The organism is Staphylococcus sp. FSL K6-0223 (genome assembly GCF_038008285.1).
The window spans coordinates 123,524-140,115 of record NZ_JBBOYX010000002.1; the positions used below are offsets into that span (position 1 = coordinate 123,524).

At 32.0% G+C, this 16,592-nt stretch carries 15 protein-coding genes, 1 riboswitch and 1 other annotated feature; all 15 genes read left to right on the forward strand.

Annotated elements, in window-relative coordinates; genetic code table 11:
* Positions 1-247 precede the first annotated feature (247 nt).
* Positions 248-718 (forward strand): transcriptional regulator NrdR, encoded by a 471-nt coding sequence (nrdR, locus tag MHI13_RS11610; protein WP_002436018.1) that lies wholly within the window; start codon positions 248-250, stop codon positions 716-718.
* Positions 719-2,104, forward strand: coding sequence for a replication initiation and membrane attachment family protein (locus MHI13_RS11615; RefSeq protein ID WP_002436100.1), 1,386 nt, complete (start codon positions 719-721; stop codon positions 2,102-2,104).
* Entirely contained in the window at positions 2,104-3,024 is a 921-nt protein-coding gene (gene dnaI / locus MHI13_RS11620) for a primosomal protein DnaI (protein ID WP_002469660.1), read from the forward strand. The genes MHI13_RS11615 and dnaI overlap by 1 nt, the downstream gene beginning before the upstream one ends.
* Before the next feature lie 347 nt (positions 3,025-3,371).
* The gene (gene thrS, locus MHI13_RS11625; protein WP_002435998.1) at positions 3,372-5,309 is read left to right on the forward strand and encodes a threonine--tRNA ligase; all 1,938 of its coding nucleotides are present in this window, start codon (positions 3,372-3,374) and stop codon (positions 5,307-5,309) included.
* Positions 5,310-5,358: 49 nt separating this feature from the next.
* Positions 5,359-5,534: riboswitch (Lysine riboswitch) on the forward strand.
* 220 nt (positions 5,535-5,754) lie between these two features.
* A complete protein-coding gene (locus tag MHI13_RS11630; RefSeq protein ID WP_002436014.1) occupies positions 5,755-7,254 on the forward strand; it encodes an amino acid permease in 1,500 nt (499 codons plus the stop codon).
* Positions 7,255-7,314: 60 nt separating this feature from the next.
* Positions 7,315-7,438, forward strand: a sequence feature (ribosomal protein L20 leader region).
* 27 nt (positions 7,439-7,465) lie between these two features.
* Positions 7,466-7,993 (forward strand): translation initiation factor IF-3, encoded by a 528-nt coding sequence (infC, locus tag MHI13_RS11635; RefSeq protein ID WP_002436083.1) that lies wholly within the window; start codon positions 7,466-7,468, stop codon positions 7,991-7,993.
* A gap of 27 nt (positions 7,994-8,020) precedes the next feature.
* Positions 8,021-8,221 carry a 50S ribosomal protein L35 gene (rpmI, locus tag MHI13_RS11640; protein WP_001830767.1) on the forward strand — a complete coding sequence of 67 codons (201 nt, stop codon included), beginning with the start codon at positions 8,021-8,023 and terminating at the stop codon, positions 8,219-8,221.
* Between the two features lie 48 nt (positions 8,222-8,269).
* The gene (gene rplT, locus MHI13_RS11645) at positions 8,270-8,626 is read left to right on the forward strand and encodes a 50S ribosomal protein L20 (RefSeq protein ID WP_002436058.1); all 357 of its coding nucleotides are present in this window, start codon (positions 8,270-8,272) and stop codon (positions 8,624-8,626) included.
* Positions 8,627-8,806: 180 nt separating this feature from the next.
* Entirely contained in the window at positions 8,807-9,415 is a 609-nt protein-coding gene (locus MHI13_RS11650) for an NUDIX domain-containing protein (RefSeq protein WP_002436122.1), read from the forward strand.
* 19 nt (positions 9,416-9,434) lie between these two features.
* Positions 9,435-10,358: a hypothetical protein gene (locus tag MHI13_RS11655; protein WP_002436066.1), complete on the forward strand. Its 924-nt coding sequence runs from the start codon at positions 9,435-9,437 to the stop codon at positions 10,356-10,358.
* Between the two features lie 163 nt (positions 10,359-10,521).
* A complete protein-coding gene (gene tig / locus MHI13_RS11660; RefSeq protein ID WP_064210130.1) occupies positions 10,522-11,823 on the forward strand; it encodes a trigger factor in 1,302 nt (433 codons plus the stop codon).
* A gap of 389 nt (positions 11,824-12,212) precedes the next feature.
* Positions 12,213-13,475, forward strand: a complete 1,263-nt coding sequence (clpX, locus tag MHI13_RS11665) for an ATP-dependent Clp protease ATP-binding subunit ClpX (RefSeq protein WP_064210129.1) — start codon at positions 12,213-12,215, stop codon at positions 13,473-13,475.
* Between the two features lie 145 nt (positions 13,476-13,620).
* Positions 13,621-14,208, forward strand: a complete 588-nt coding sequence (yihA, locus tag MHI13_RS11670; RefSeq protein ID WP_002453415.1) for a ribosome biogenesis GTP-binding protein YihA/YsxC — start codon at positions 13,621-13,623, stop codon at positions 14,206-14,208.
* Between the two features lie 203 nt (positions 14,209-14,411).
* Positions 14,412-15,758 carry a glutamyl-tRNA reductase gene (gene hemA, locus MHI13_RS11675; RefSeq protein ID WP_023350132.1) on the forward strand — a complete coding sequence of 449 codons (1,347 nt, stop codon included), beginning with the start codon at positions 14,412-14,414 and terminating at the stop codon, positions 15,756-15,758.
* Positions 15,759-15,779: 21 nt separating this feature from the next.
* Complete coding sequence (locus MHI13_RS11680) at positions 15,780-16,592, forward strand: cytochrome C assembly family protein (RefSeq protein ID WP_002436077.1); 813 nt, start codon at positions 15,780-15,782, stop codon at positions 16,590-16,592.

The following is a 16,592-nucleotide window of genomic DNA, read 5'->3' on the forward strand; positions in this document are numbered from 1 at the left end:
AGCTTTCCTTTTGGAAATTTGTATTAAGACTTATATCTTTATAATAAAAACATTAGAAAGCGTAATTAACTTAATTTAAATTTCTGTTTTAAACATTTATCCAAAGATTCAATTTTATAGTAAAATATCATTTAAAAATCTATATTTATAGTATTAAAATCTAAATTCTAGCGTAAATAACCTTTCTTTTTTACAATACAATTATGTAGTATAATGTACGTTAATCAAACTTAAGAGGGTGACATAAATGAAATGCCCAAAATGTAATTCAACACATTCTAGAGTAGTTGATTCTAGACACGCAGATGATGCAAATGCAATAAGACGAAGAAGAGAATGTGAAAATTGTGGAACTCGGTTTACTACTTTTGAACACATTGAAGTAAGTCCGCTTATCGTTGTTAAAAAAGATGGTACTCGAGAACAATTTTTAAGAGAAAAAATATTAAATGGGTTAGTGAGATCTTGTGAAAAGAGACCAGTAAGATACCAACAATTGGAAGATATTACCAATAAAGTCGAATGGCAATTACGTGACGAAGGTCAAACTGAAATATCCTCAAGAGATATAGGGGAGCATGTAATGAAACTACTAATGCATGTTGATCAAGTATCATATGTTAGATTTGCATCTGTCTATAAAGAGTTTAAGGACGTTGACCAATTACTTGCTTCAATGCAAGGAATCTTGAGTGATAATAAACGGAGTGATTATTAAATGGGATTACAGTCGTATGAGTATGGGTTAAGACCTCAAGATAGCTTCGAGGTCATCAAAGAATTTCAATTAACGACAGAACATTTAGAAATATTGAACCGTCTCTTTACGCCGTTAATCGGTCCGCAATCTATAGGGCTTTATCACTTTATCAATCAATTTGTAGACGACCATCATCATTATCCGCTCACTCATTACATATTTATGAATGAGTTAAAAATAAATCTTTTAGACTTTAGAAAGCAGATGGATTATTTAGAAGCTATCGGGTTAATTAAAACCTTTGTTAAGCATGAAGAGCAGCAAACACGATTTGTATATCAATTAATACAACCTCCTACAGCTTATCAATTTTTTAATGATCCTATGTTATCTGTTTTTTTATATAGTGAAGTAGATAAAAATCGTTATCAGTCTTTAAAGAATCATTTTGAAAAAGACAAAAAGGATTTAAGTCATTATCAACAAACGACTAGGAAGTTTACTGAAGTATTTAATGTACCCAAAAAGGTTTTAAATCAAGATTTATCTAATCTTAAACAAGCTAATCACTATAGTGGTATTGATTTATCCAATGAGACATTTGATTTCGAAATGTTGAGACATATGTTAAATCAACACTTTATCAGTAATGAAATCGTAACTAAAGATGCTAAAGAATTAATTATTCAATTGGCTACGTTATATGGTTTGACTGCCGATGGAATGAAAAAAGTTATATTAAATTCAATTACTAGTGCACAACAATTATCATTTGAAGAAATGCGCAAGCAAGCACGATCATATTATTTGATTGAACACGAAAATCATTTGCCAAAATTACAATTGAAAGGTGAGTCTTTTGATAAATCACCTCAAGAAAAAGATACACCTCTAGATAATACTGATAAATGGTTACAACTATTAGACGAAACTAGTCCTATAGATATGTTAGCGAGTTGGTCAGGTTCTGAACCTACGCAATCACAAAAAAGTATGATTGAAGAATTAATTGATAGAGAAAAAATGAGTTTCGGTGTGATTAATATACTATTGCAATTTGTTATGCTAAAAGAAGATATGAAGTTACCCAAATCTTACATATTCGAAATTGCATCAAATTGGAAGAAAAAAGATATTAAAACAGCTAAGCAAGCTTACAACTATGCACTTCAAGTTAATCAACCTAAAAGTTATGACCAAAATTTCAAAGGGAATAGAAACTATTCCAGACAAAACAAGCAACTTATTTCAAAAGAGAAAACTCCAAAATGGCTTGAAAATAGAGAGGCTCAATCAAATTCATCAGTTACAAAAGATTCAACCACAAAAGATGAAAAATTAGAAAAAGATCGAAAAGCATTCTTAGAACGTTTGAATAAAAAATGGGAGGAGGGCAATGAGTAATGAAAAGTTTCAAGAACATAATGGGTGCGTCAGACGACTTAAATAAACGTATTGAGAAAATCAAGCAAAATGTTATAAAAGACCCAGATGTTAAAGAGTTTCTAGAGCAACATCAATCTCAACTTACGAATGCAATGATTGATGAAGATTTAAATGTTTTACAAGAGTATAAAGATCAACAGAAGCATTATGATGGTCATCGTTTTGAAGAATGTCCTAATTTTGTTAAAGGGCACGTACCTGAGTTGTATATTGAAAATGAAAGAATTAAGATTAGATATTTGAAATGTCCATGTAAAATTAAGCATGATGAAGAACGCTTTAACTCTCAACTCATCACCTCACATCATATGCAACGTGATACATTAGATGCAAAATTAAAAGATATTTACATGACTGAACGTGATCGTTTGGACGTAGCGATGGCTGCAGATGAAATATGCACAAATATAGCTAATAATGAAAAAGTAAAAGGATTATATTTGTATGGCCCTTTTGGAACAGGTAAGTCATTTATATTAGGTGCAGTTGCTAATCAACTCAAATCGAAGAAGATTTCATCCACTATTGTTTACTTACCTGAATTTATTCGTACTTTAAAAGGTGGCTTCAAAGACGGTAGTTTTGAAAAGAAACTAGAACGTGTGCGTGAAGCTAATATACTTATGCTTGATGATATAGGTGCTGAAGAGGTTACACCATGGGTAAGAGATGAAATTATCGGACCATTATTACATTATAGAATGGTTCATGAGTTACCTACGTTTTTCAGTTCGAACTTCGACTATAGTGAATTAGAGCATCATTTATCTATGACGAGAGATGGAGCTGAGAAAACTAAAGCAGCTAGAATTATTGAACGTGTTAAAACGCTATCTACACCATATTATTTAGAAGGTAAAAATTATAGAAACAATTGAATTTTATCTTATGAGGTGTATAATGGACTTAAATCTTAATCGTTGAAACTATTGAAGATAAGATAATTTAATCACTATTACACAGAAAGTCATTAGTTGATGAGAATATGGCTAATATATTAAATTATTACTACTTCATAATGATATTTGTAATGAATATCCGGCTCGAGACCGTTATCTCATGTAGAGTAGCTTAGTTATTATTTTTATAAAGCTGAGCAACTAGGGTGGTACCACGACAAACTCGTCCCTTGTTATAGGGGGCGAGTTTTTTGTTTTGTGGATATTTGTCTTAATCATTCAATAAGTCAACGATCAGATCTTTTTAATATTTAGGAGGGTTTAATATGGATCAAATTAATATTCAATTTCCAGATGGTAATTCAAAAGAATTTGATAAAGGTACTACTACTGAAGACATCGCTCAATCTATTAGCCCAGGTTTAAGAAAGAAAGCTGTAGCAGGTAAATTTAATGGTCAAATGGTAGATTTAACTAGACCACTTGAGGAAGATGGATCAATTGAGATTGTTACACCAGGTAGTGAAGAGGCTTTAGAGGTTTTACGTCATTCTACTGCGCATTTAATGGCACAAGCTTTGAAGCGTTTATATGGTGATGTGAAATTTGGTGTAGGTCCGGTGGTTGAAGGCGGATTTTACTATGACTTTGATATGGATGAAAAAGTATCATCAGATGATTTTGATAAAATAGAAAAAACGATGAAGCAAATCGTTAATGAGAATTATAAAATAGAACGAAAAGTTGTAAGTAGGGATGAAGCGAAAGAATTCTTCAAAGATGATCCATATAAATTAGAACTTATTGATGCAATTCCAGAAGATGAGAGCGTTACTTTATACTCACAAGGTGAATTCACTGATTTATGTCGTGGTGTACATGTACCTTCGACTTCTAAGATAAAAGAGTTTAAATTACTATCAACTGCAGGTGCTTATTGGCGTGGTGATAGTAACAATAAAATGTTACAACGTATATACGGAACTGCGTTTTTTGATAAAAAGGATTTAAAAGCGCATTTACAAATGCTTGAAGAACGTCGTGAAAGAGATCACCGCAAAATCGGTAAAGATTTAGAATTATTTACTAATAGCCAACTTGTTGGTGCTGGATTACCTTTATGGTTACCAAATGGCGCTACAATCAGACGTGAAATTGAACGCTATATTGTAGATAAAGAAGTGAGCATGGGATATGACCATGTATATACTCCAGTATTAGCAAATGTTGATTTATATAAAACTTCTGGTCACTGGGATCATTACCAAGATGACATGTTTCCACCTATGAAATTAGATGAAACTGAAGAAATGGTATTAAGACCAATGAACTGTCCACACCATATGATGATTTATAATAATAAACCACACTCTTACCGAGAACTACCAATCCGTATTGCGGAATTAGGTACTATGCATAGATATGAAGCAAGTGGTGCAGTTTCAGGTTTACAACGTGTTCGTGGAATGACTCTTAACGATTCTCATATATTTGTGAGACCAGATCAAATTAAAGAAGAGTTCAAAAGAGTAGTCAATATGATTCAAGAAGTTTATGAAGACTTCGGTTTTAAGGATTACACTTTCAGATTAAGTTACAGAGACCCAGAAGATAAAGAAAAATATATGGATGATGATGAAATGTGGAATAAAGCTGAATCAATGCTCAAAGAAGCAGTTGATGAAATGGGTCTACCATATGTAGAAGCTATTGGTGAAGCGGCATTTTATGGTCCTAAACTTGATGTTCAAGTTAAAACTGCAATGGGTAAAGAAGAAACTTTATCTACTGCGCAGCTTGATTTCTTACTACCTGAACGTTTTGAACTCACTTATATTGGTAGTGATGGTGAACAACATAGACCAGTAGTTATTCACCGAGGTGTTGTTTCTACAATGGAACGTTTCGTCGCATTCCTTACTGAAGAAACTAAAGGAGCTTTCCCAACATGGTTAGCACCAAAACAAGTCGAAATCATTCCAGTTAATGTAGATTTACATTATGATTACGCCCGCCAATTACAAGATGAACTTAAATCGCAAGGCGTTCGTGTTGAGATTGATGATCGTAATGAAAAAATGGGTTATAAAATTCGTGAAGCGCAAATGCAAAAAATACCATACCAAATTGTTGTAGGAGATAAAGAAGTAGAAAATAATGAAGTCAATGTAAGACAATATGGTTCCCAAGATCAAGAAACACTTGAAAAAGATGAATTTATTTGGAATTTGGTTGATGAAATTCGTTTAAAAAAACATAGATAACCTTGAAAAGATAGGTCGTATCATGTATATTACAGATGAATGAAATAAAATTAGAGTTAGAGGTTGCATCTTTAATTAGTAACTAGTCAGAAGTCGTATGGGACATGTGTTGAATTAGTGAAAGGTAACGATGCCGAAACAATTGTAAAACCATAATTTATAATTGTTGGGACAGTTTTCGACAAGAAGCTGTACTGTCACAGAATGTGATGTGCTACCTTATATAGATAAAACCTAAGTGGTTGCATATCTTAAAGGTATGTAACCACTTTTTATTTTCGTATTGTGTAGTATTTAGTTTAATAAATGATTTAGTGCTGTTATTGTTACAAAGTTTGTTGCTTATAAATTTTTTAATCAAACTTTCATATTTAAAATATATATTTATTACACAAAGAGAAAAATAGTTACATGTTAGCCTCTAAGACAAGGAAAGGGAGCTTCTATGAGTAAAAAAGAAAATCAAAATGACGGTGTCCAAAGAGGATTAAAAGACCGTCATATTTCAATGATCGCTATAGGCGGTTGTATTGGTACAGGTCTATTCATGACATCTGGTGGTGCTATTCATGATGCTGGTGCGTTAGGTGCTTTAATTGCTTATGCAATTATTGGTGCAATGGTATTCTTCCTGATGACATCTCTTGGGGAAATGGCTACTTATTTACCAGTTTCTGGTTCATTTAGTACATATGCTACACGCTTTGTTGATCCATCACTGGGATTTGCATTAGGTTGGAACTATTGGTTTAACTGGGTAATAACTGTTGCTGCTGATGTTACCATTGCTGCACAGGTTATACAGTATTGGTCACCTATGCAAGGTATACCAGCGTGGGTTTGGAGTTGTATCTTTTTAGTAATTATATTTGCCCTAAATTCTTTATCAGTGAGAATTTATGGTGAAAGTGAATATTGGTTCGCTTTAATAAAAGTAATAACTGTAGTTATATTTATTGTCATTGGTTTATTAACAATTGTTGGAATTATGGGTGGTAAATACGTCGGTTTTGATACATTTACCAAAGGTGATGGTCCTATTCTAGGTGGAAATTTAGGTGGTAGCCTATTATCAATTTTAGGAGTATTCCTTGTTGCAGGTTTCTCATTTCAAGGAACAGAATTAATAGGTATCACAGCTGGTGAGTCTGAAAATCCAGAAAGAGCCGTCCCTAAAGCGATTAAGCAAGTGTTTTGGCGTATCTTATTATTTTACATTCTAGCAATATTCATTATAGGTATGTTAATTCCTTATGATAGTAAGTCTCTAATGGGCGGTGGAGATAGCATTTCTACTTCTCCATTTACACTTGTGTTCAAAAATGCTGGTCTTGCTTTTGCAGCATCATTTATGAACGCCGTTATATTAACGTCTGTTTTATCTGCTGGTAACTCAGGAATGTATGCATCAACTCGTATGTTATATTCAATGAGTAAAGACAAATTAGCATTTTCTTCTTTTGGTAAGACTAACAAAAGTGGCGTACCTTATTTATCATTAATTGCTACTGGTGTACTTGTTGTAATCATCTTTGCTTTACAGCATATAAGTGGAGATGCATATGAATATATTGTTGCAGCTAGTGGTATGACAGGGTTTATCGCTTGGGTAGGTATAGCAATAAGTCACTATAGATTCAGACGAGCATTTGATAAACAAGATTATGATAAAAGTAAACTTAAATATAAGGCTAAGCTGTTCCCATTTGGCCCTATATTTGCAGGTATATTATGTATAATTGTTATCATCGGACAAGATGTAGACTTTATAAAAACAGGACATTTTGATCTTAATCGTTTTGTTATTACTTATATGGGAATACCTGTTTTCTTAGCATTCTTCATTTACCATAAGCTACGCTATAAAACGAAAATGATTCCACTTAAAAAAGTTGATTTAAGACAAGATGTTTCGATGGATGAAATTAGACATCACAATAAATAACAAAAAAACAATTGACTTACATGTTTATTATTGATATGATTAGTAACGTTGAATACGAAACGAACCAAGTAGAAGCACCCGCTTCTCACCTGTAGCGACGCAATAGCAGTTGGCAGGTTAATCATGTTACACAATAAATGTGTGGAAGAAGAGCGGGTATTGTTACTCGCTCTTCTTTTTTGTTTGGGACAATTTCGTAAAACTCTAGGAGGTGTCAACCATAGCAAAAGATCAAACTCAAGTTAATGAGAGAATTCGTGCAAAAGAACTACGTTTAATCGGCCAAGATGGTGATCAAATTGGTGTGAAATCGAAACGTGAAGCTTTAGAAATGGCTGAACGAGTTGATTTAGATTTAGTTGTTGTCGCACCAAATGCGAAACCACCTGTTGCGAGAATTATGGATTACGGTAAATATAAATTCGAACAACAGAAAAAAGAAAAAGAAATGAAGAAGAAACAAAAAGTCATTAATGTTAAAGAATTACGTTTAAGTCCAACAATTGAGGAACATGATTTTCAAACTAAGTTGAAAAATGGACGTAAATTCTTATCTAAAGGCGACAAATGTAAAGTTTCTATTCGTTTCAGAGGTCGTGCGATTACGCATAAAGAAATTGGTCAACGTGTATTAGAACAATTTGCAGATGAATGTAAAGATATAGCAACAGTTGAACAAAAGCCTAAAATGGAAGGGCGTCAAATGTTTATCATGTTAGCGCCTATCAATGAAAAATAATCGTTAAATAATAGGAGGAAATGAATCATGCCTAAAATGAAAACTCACCGTGGAGCTGCTAAACGTGTTAAAAGAACTGGTTCTGGTCAATTAAAACGTTCAAGAGCTTTCACATCTCACTTATTCGCAAACAAAAACACTAAACAAAAGCGTCAATTACGTAAAGCTAAATTAGTTTCAAAAAGTGATATGAAACGCGTAAAACAATTATTAGCTTACAAAAAATAATATTTAATACGAAATTACAAGATAGATAATATCTAAGGAGGAATTATTATGCCACGAGTTAAAGGTGGAACAGTAACAAGAGCACGTCGTAAAAAAACGATTAAATTAGCTAAAGGTTACTTCGGTTCAAAACATACATTATACAAAGTAGCTAAACAACAAGTAATGAAATCAGGTCAATATGCTTTCCGTGACCGTCGTCAACGTAAACGTGACTTCCGTAAATTATGGATTACACGTATTAACGCTGCTGCACGTCAACACGACATCAGCTATTCTCGTTTAATGAACGGTTTGAAAAAAGCTGAAATTGATATTAACCGTAAAATGTTATCAGAAATTGCTATTTCAGATGACAAAGCTTTCGGTGAATTAGTTACTAAAGCTAAAGAAGCTTTAAAATAATATTAGATTAAGAGATGACTCAGGTGTCATCTCTTTTTTTATGGCAATTCATAGTTGTGTATCATTATCAATTGCCATTAAGATTTTTGTGATTAAAACTTCATAATAAAGTAAATCGCAAAGTAAGTAGATTTTTGCTAAAATGACTGATATAAAAGTATATACCTAAAGGAGATTAATATGTCTAAATTTGATGAACAAATTATCGTTGTTCCACGAAAAGTACTTTTTAATGATGAGAAAAATGCTTTTAATGGATTTTTACATAAAAATAATATTAAAGGTAAAGATATCTTTAATGCACTAAATGAATACGAAGTAAAAAGACGTGGAGATATGGAAGAGGATTCCACATTTAAACAGCTTATTTCATATTGTTTATTAGAAAATGAAAAAGGTGAAATCCTTGTATATGAGCGCTTATCTGGCGGAGGAGAAGAAAGGTTGCATGGTCAATCTTCTATAGGAGTAGGTGGTCATATGAACGACGTTATGGGAGCCGACTCTATCAATGAAGTACTAAGAGTTAATGCTCAAAGAGAATTAGAAGAAGAAGTTGGCCTTGCAAAAGAAGATTCTCAAAACATGGAATATCTTGGATTTATTAACGATGATAATAATGAAGTAGGAAAAGTTCACATGGGCATTGTTTTTAAAATAACTGTAAGTACTACTGATGTTGAAGCGAAAGAGACAGATACCCTTAGAATTAAATGGGTAGAAAAGGGTAGTATTGAGTCGTATGATGATTTTGAAACATGGAGTGCTTTAATTCTTCAAGATTTATAAAGATTGGAGTGCATAATCAATGTCAAATGTAATTCCATTTCCACAATCAGAGGAGAAAATAAGAAAGCAAATTAATGAAGCTCAAACGAGTCTTGACCTTGATTTAATGTATGATTTGTTTGAGAAGTATGAAATGCATTTTGAACTTAGTGAAGAATTAGCGTTGAAAAAATGTTGGATGCTTCATCAGATGAGCTCTTTTTTAGAATTAAGAGAAGAAGCAATTATATTATTAAAGCGTGGATTAAATTGCTATGACGATTTAATGATTTATTATATAAAAAGTTTAAATGGGTTAGGTCAATATTACCAAGCGGTAGAAGTAATTAATCAAATTATCGATGAAGTTAAAAATCATAAAACGAGAATGGAATTATTTCCATTGAAAGAATATGCACAATCTAAACTTGATCAAGATAGAAAAATGATTTCAACTTCTTTATCTCAATTTGATGAGTTCAATAGTAGAGAACAGACAGCACTAATCCTCCAACTTATTGATAACGGTCATTACCAATTTAAAGAAAGTATCGCTCATTTATTAACAACATTAGATTTACCTAATAATATAAAAAGCTTGATGCTAGAATATTTAAGATTTGCGGGTTATCAACGAACAATTGATATTAACAAATATCGTCTTAGTGCAGAAGTTATACCATCGAAATTATGTGGACTTGAACATACAATAATGAAGAAACTAGTTATTCCTCAAGTAATTCAAAGGCTTGAAGATGGGGCTTTGCATATTGTAGATGAAGCTCATCATATCATGAATAATCACTCAATTCTTCTATATCCATTAAATATTGAAGATTTGTATGATATAGAAGATTGGATAAATGCATATGATGTTTATTTCAAAGCGTTACTTGGTATAGATATAACTGTTGAAAACTTAAACACACTTGAATTTATAAAATCTTTAGATATTGAAAGCTGAAATTCATTTGTTGCAAATTAGCTAAAAGAATTTTAATATAGTATCTATTGAAAACAAATAAACATGAAAAAGTCAGTATTTTCAATGTTTGTTTACGTTTTGAACCTATGATATAATAGGGAAGTTGAAAAAATAAATTAGTCAATCATGGAGGTATTTATACATGACAGCAACTTGGGAAAAAAGGGAAGGTAACGAAGGCGTATTAACAGTTACAGTTCCAGCAGAAAAAGTAGACAAAGCATTAGATCAAGCATTCAAAAAAGTAGTTAAACAAATTAATGTGCCTGGTTTCCGTAAAGGTAAAGTGCCTCGTCAAATTTTTGAACAACGTTTTGGTGTAGAGGCATTATACCAAGATGCAGTTGATATCTTATTACCTGAAGCTTACGGTGAAGCTATTGATGAAACTGGTATCAACCCAGTAGCGCAACCTGAAGTAAGCGTTACTCAAATTGAAAAAGGTAAAGACTTTATTTTCGATGCTACAGTAACAGTTGAACCTGAAGTTAAATTGGGCGACTATAAAGGTCTTGAAATTGAAAAACAAGATACTGAACTTACAGATGATGAATTGCAAGAATCAATTGATCATAGTTTAGGTCATTTAGCAGAAATGGTTGTTAAAGAAGATGGAGCTGTTGAAAATGGCAATACAGTAAACATCGACTTCACAGGTTCTGTTGACGGTGAAGAATTTGAAGGTGGACAAGCTGAAGGTTACGACCTAGAAGTTGGTTCTGGTTCATTCATTCCAGGATTTGAAGAACAATTAGAAGGTATGAAAACTGGCGAAGAAAAAGATGTAGTCGTTACATTCCCAGAAGAATATCATGCTGAAGAATTAGCTGGTAAGGAAGCTACTTTCAAAACTAAAGTCAATGAAATTAAATATAAAGACGTTCCAGAGCTTAATGATGAAATTGCGAACGAATTAGATTCTAATGCTGAAACAGTAGATGAGTATAAAGAAAACTTACGCAAACGTTTATCTGAACAAAAAGCTACTGAAGCTGAAAATACTGAAAAAGAAGAAGCCATCAACAAAGCAACTGAGAACACTACAATCGACATTCCAGAGGCTATGGTTAACACTGAATTAGATCGTATGATTCAAGAGTTTGGCCAAAGAATTCAACAACAAGGTTTAGATTTACAAACTTATTATCAAATCTCAGGTCAAAATGAAGATCAACTAAGAGAACAAATGAAAGACGATGCAGAGCAACGCGTTAAAACAAACTTAACTTTAACTGCTATTGCTGATGCTGAAAATGTTGAAGTTTCAGACGAAGACATCGATAAAGAATTAGAAAAAATGAGTGAACAATTTAATATTTCAGTTGAAGATATTAAATCAACATTAGGTAATACTGACATTGTTAAAAATGATGTTCGTATTCAAAAAGTTATTGACTTATTAAGAGATAATGCTAAATATGTTGAATCAACAAAAGAAGACTAATTAACAAGTAAAGTTAATTTAACTTGCGCTATTTAATCAATTACTGATTGTTCGTATACTATGTTAATGTCATAAAGTGGGAGAGGGACGAAATATAATTTGTCAAAATTATTTTCATTGTCCTTCTCCCAACTTGCCCTACTTGTAGAATTTCGCTAACATGAAATTCACTATGTTGGGCCCTGTTGACAAAGATGAATATGTTGGAAGAATCTTGGTATAAGCGCGCTTCCAATTCAGACATCTACTGCCAATATGTTGAGTGAGGCTGAGACAATGAATCATGTCCCAGCCTCATAACTATGTAAGCAGATAAATTGTAAATGTATAAAGTTGCATTGTAGAATGCAATCTAGTATAGTCTTTAAAGAATAGGGGTGTATATAAGAATGTTCAAATTCAATGAAGATGAAGAAAATTTAAAATGTTCTTTCTGCGGTAAAGATCAAGATCAAGTTAAAAAATTAGTCGCAGGAAGTGGCGTATATATTTGTAATGAGTGTATTGAATTATGCTCTGAAATCGTTGAAGAAGAATTAGCTCAAAATACGTCTGAAGGATTTACTGAATTACCAACTCCTAAAGAAATAATGGATCATTTAAATGAATATGTTATCGGCCAAGAAAAAGCTAAAAAATCATTAGCAGTAGCTGTATATAATCATTACAAACGAATTCAACAATTAGGACCAAGCGATGATGATGTTGAACTACAGAAAAGTAACATCGCTTTAATTGGTCCAACGGGTAGCGGTAAAACATTGTTAGCTCAAACATTAGCTAAAACGCTTAATGTACCTTTTGCTATTGCTGATGCAACAAGTCTTACTGAAGCCGGTTACGTTGGTGATGATGTTGAAAATATACTATTACGTTTAATCCAAGCTGCAGACTTTGATATAGATAAAGCTGAAAAAGGTATCATTTATGTAGATGAGATTGATAAAATTGCTCGTAAATCTGAAAATACTTCAATTACACGTGATGTTTCAGGTGAAGGTGTACAACAAGCATTACTTAAAATTTTAGAAGGTACAACTGCAAGTGTTCCTCCACAAGGTGGCCGTAAACATCCAAATCAAGAATTAATTCAAATTGATACGACAAATATATTATTTATTTTAGGCGGTGCCTTTGATGGTATTGATGAAGTTATCAAACGTCGTCTAGGTGAAAAAGTTATTGGCTTTGCTAGTAATGAAGCAGACAAATACGATGAAGAAGCACTATTAGAACAAATTAGACCTGAAGATTTACAATCATATGGTTTAATTCCGGAATTTATCGGACGTGTTCCTATTGTTGCAAACCTTGAAACATTAGACGTTGCAGCGCTTAAAAATATTTTAACTCAACCTAAAAATGCATTAGTTAAACAATATACTAAAATGCTTGAGTTAGATAATGTTGAGTTAGAATTCACTGAAGAAGCGTTATCTGCTATAAGTGAAAAAGCTATTGAGCGTAAGACTGGTGCTCGTGGTTTACGTTCTATTATTGAAGAGGCACTTATTGATATTATGTATGACGTGCCATCAACTGAAAATGTAAGTAAAGTTGTTATAACTGAAAATACAATTAATGAAGAGATTGAACCTGAATTATATGATTCAAAAGGTAATCTTGTTAATGAAGATAAAACTTCTGCTTAATTTAAAAGCTAAACAGTGTCACACTTCTGTGACACTGTTTTTTTATGTGTTGATTTAAATATATAATCAAATATATCTTATCGACACTAAATCATATATAATGTTAGAGTTAAGTTAAATTTAAGTGATAAAGAGAGGATCTAACATGAATATTAATCCTAATAATATTGAATTAATAATTAGTGCTGTTCAAGAGGCTCAATATCCTGAGACAAATTTGTCAGAAGTTGCTTTAAGCGGTCGTTCAAATGTTGGTAAATCAACATTTATCAATAGTATGATAGGACGAAAAAATATGGCTCGAACATCTCAACAACCTGGTAAAACTCAAACACTTAATTTCTTTAATATCGATGAACAACTTATCTTTGTAGATGTACCAGGGTATGGCTATGCAAAAGTGAGTAAAGCACAAAGAGAAAAATTCGGAAAAATGATAGAAGAGTATTTAACTCAACGAGAAAATCTAAGACTTGTCATACAACTCGTTGATTTAAGACATAATCCGACTGAAGATGATGTGCTTATGTATAATTATCTCAAACATTTTGATATACCTACTCTAGTTATCTGCACTAAAGAAGATAAAATCGCTAAAGGAAAAGTGCAAAAGCATTTAAAAAATATTAAGGATAAACTTGAATTAGAACCTGAGGACAGTATTATTAGTTATTCTTCTATTAAAAATAATAAGCAACAACAAATTTGGGATCTCATCTCAACTTATTTATAATCATTATTGATTAAGATTGCTTAAACGAGTACAAATTTAGATATGAACTATATTTGATGGAAGATAATATTAATGCTTGTAATGATTTTGACAAAAAATTGAAGTTAGATTAGAATATTTCTAATTTATTTGAGCAATCAACTTAAATGTGTATTTAAATGTGTTATACTTGGATTATTGTTAGTATATGGAGGGCGTTATAAATGCATTTTATTGCAATTAGCATAAATCATCGAACTGCTGATGTAGCACTAAGAGAGCAAGTTGCTTTTAGAGATGATGCCTTGCGATTAGCCCATGAAGATTTATATGAAACTAAATCTATTTTAGAAAATGTCATTTTATCTACATGTAATCGTACTGAAGTATACGCCGTTGTTGATCAAATCCATACAGGACGCTACTATATTCAACGATTTTTAGCACGTTCATTTGGATTCGATGTAGATGATATTAAAGTAATGTCAGAAGTCAAAGTGGGGGACGACGCAGTAGAACATTTATTGCGTGTGATTTCTGGTCTTGATTCAATAGTACTTGGTGAAACTCAAATTTTAGGTCAAATGCGTGATGCATTCTTCCTTGCCCAAGAAACAGGTACTACTGGAACGATATTTAATCATTTATTTAAACAGGCAATTACTTTTGCTAAACGCGCACATAGTGAAACAGACATTGCAGATAATGCAGTAAGTGTTTCATACGCTGCAGTTGAATTAGCTAAAAAGGTATTCGGTAAATTAAAAAGTAAACATGCTGTCATTATTGGTGCAGGGGAAATGAGTGAATTATCACTCTTAAATCTTTTAGGTTCTGGTATCTCAAACATTACTATTGTCAATCGTACTCTAGCTAAAGCAGAAATTTTAGCTAATAAACATAATGTATCATTTGATTCTTTAGATGCTTTACCTTCATTGTTAGAGCAAACTGATATTGTAATCAGCTCTACAAGTTCTCAAGATTATATCATTACTAATGAAATGATTAATCAAATTTCTGATCGTAGAAAAGTTGATTCATTAGTTATGATTGATATAGCGGTACCGCGTGATATTGAACCAGGTATCGATGCAATCACTAATATTTTTAACTATGATGTTGATGATTTAAAAGGTTTAGTTGACGCTAATTTAAGAGAACGTCAACTTGCAGCTGAAACGATTGCACAACAAATTCCAGCTGAAATTGACTCACACAATGAATGGGTTAATATGTTAGGTGTCGTACCTGTCATTCGAGCATTACGTGATAAAGCTATGGATATACAATCAGAAACGATGGATAGTATTGACCGTAAATTACCTCATCTTTCAGAAAGAGAAAGAAAAGTAATTTCTAAGCATACAAAAAGTATTATTAATCAAATGTTGAAAGATCCAATCAAACAGGCTAAAGAATTAAGCAGTGATAAGAAAAGTACTGAAAAATTAGAGCTATTTCAAAACATTTTTGACATTGAAGCCGAAGATCCTAGAGAAAAGGCTAAGCTAGAAAAAGAGAGTAAAGCACAGGAGATCTCTGCTCGTCGAATTTTTAGTTTTGAATAAGCATATTAATATGGTGATAATATGCAAGAAACCCTGTTTATTCGATTTCATGAAATTATATTAATTATATATATTCTAAGTATAGTGTTCTATTTTATAGATTTTATTAGTAAAAGTTATAAAGTTAGGACTTTAGGCGTTTATTCATTAGGGATTGTTTGGGTATTACAAACAATCTCTTTATCTGTTTTTATCATTCAAACTCAAAAAGTGCCTTTAAATTCGATATTTGATGTCTTTTTCACACTTACGTGGATTATTATTTCACTTTCTTTAATATTGAATTTAATTAAAGTTCTTAATTTCTCCGTTTTCTTCTTGAATTTAGTAGGATTAGCACTTATGGCGATGAACACGTTTCAGCCTGAACACTATCAAACACAGGTACAACAAGTAGCTGTGATTAATGAACTTTTACTTGTTCATATTGGTTTAGCTGTGTTAAGTTACGCCTTTTTTGCAGTAGCATTTGTGAATGCTTTGCTATACATTATTCAATATAGAAACTTAAAAGAGAAAATTTTTGATCAAAATTACTTTAGAATTGGTAGCGTCGCTACTTTAGAGTCGATTATATTTTACTCCACACTAATAGGCTTTATCGTTCTTATTTTGAGTATTATTTTAGGTGCTCAGTGGGGCGTTTTTGCCATCGGTAATCGTATTTTTATAGATCCAAAAGTTATCTTTTCTTCAATTATTACTTTATTATATGGTGTTTACATCCTGTTACGTATTAGAAAATGGATTACACAAAGAAATTTAATTTATTTTAATATCATTCTATTCTGTCTTAGTATGATTAATTTATTCTTTACAACGCACTTTAATTAA